This window comes from Hyphomonas sp., from assembly GCF_040882205.1.
GTDB lineage: Bacteria > Pseudomonadota > Alphaproteobacteria > Caulobacterales > Hyphomonadaceae > Hyphomonas.
This window is the reverse complement of record NZ_JBBEBT010000072.1, coordinates 1-1,222: the sequence shown is the minus strand read 5'-3', so window position 1 is coordinate 1,222 and position 1,222 is coordinate 1. Positions and strand designations below refer to the sequence as shown.

Here is a 1,222-nt window from a genome sequence, read left to right as displayed (position 1 = left end):
AGTCTCTGGAAGGCCCGCCCGACGCGATGGAAGAAGTCTGGAGTTCGATCCGGCCCGGCCCACGCCCTTGCTCAATTCAGGTTCTCAAGCAGACCGCGACGCCCCGGCGCATGTTCCCTGGCTCTGACATGAAGCTTCTCCGGCGCGCGCCCAAGGATACACCCCCGAGGCAGACCAACATGCAAGCGATCGAGCGACTGAAGGATCAGGTGCCCCATGTGGCGCGCCTTGCGCTCGGCGGTGACGAGGCCGCCCTTGCACAGGTCATCAAGGATTTCGTCGCCCGCGGTTGGCCCGCCGGCCTTCTCATCCAGGGACTGCTGGAGCCTGCGGCCCGCGCGCTGGGAGATGCCTGGCTCAGTGACGACTGTCTGGATATCGATGTCACCATCGGTCTTGGCGCCCTGCGCCTCGCCAGCCGTATGCTGCGCCACACCGAAGGCCCCCGCGCAAACCCCGGTTCCGGCACTGCAAAAATCCTGATTGCCGCCGCGCCGGGTGAGCCGCACATGCTCGGTGCCTGCCTCATGGCCGATGCCTTCATGGATGCCGGATGGCCGACCGAATTCGCGTTTCCAGACAGCGATTCGGCCCTGGCCACCGATTGCCAGACCTTCCAGCCTGCGGTGATCGTCGTCGCCCTGTCCGACGCCATGCCCCGGACGGGCGGGCTCACCACGCTGGAAAAAACGGTCGCCGCCTGCCGGAAAGCCTGCCGGGGCAGGGACGTGCTCATTTCGGTCTGCGGACGCACATTCGCCGAAGGCAGCGCAAGCGCCGGCCAGGTCGGTGCAGATCATGCCCGCCAAAGCGCCGCCGATATGCCGGCCAGCATCGCCGGACTCCTCGCCAGCAAGTCCGCGGCGCAAGGCACGAAACCCGGCGGCGCCGGCCGGGACATGCACTGACACCCGCGACCGGTAAGTTCTCCTTGCGTAAGGCTTGCTACACGGCGCCCCAAGGCTAAGTTCCGCTCCGGAACTTTTCCCTTGGAGATACGCCCTCATGGCCCTGCCACCCGTCCTTCAGAACCTGCGCATCCCAGTGATCGCCTCGCCGCTTTTCATCATTTCGGGGCCGGATCTGGTCATCGCCCAGTGCAAGGCGGGCGTCGTCGGCAGCTTCCCGGCGCTCAATGCGCGCCCCGGCCCGGTGCTGCACGAATGGCTGGACCGCATCACCACCGAACTCGGCGAATACAGCGCCAAGAATCCCGACCGTC

2 pseudogenes are annotated in these 1,222 nt (G+C 66.4%); both read left to right on the top strand.

Annotation, left to right across the window (positions count from 1 at the left end):
• Nucleotides 1-908, top strand: a pseudogene (locus tag WEA77_RS03160) (hypothetical protein); the annotation flags it as partial.
• A 97-nt stretch (nucleotides 909-1,005) separates the two neighbouring features.
• A pseudogene (locus WEA77_RS03155) lies at nucleotides 1,006-1,222 on the top strand (nitronate monooxygenase); the annotation flags it as partial.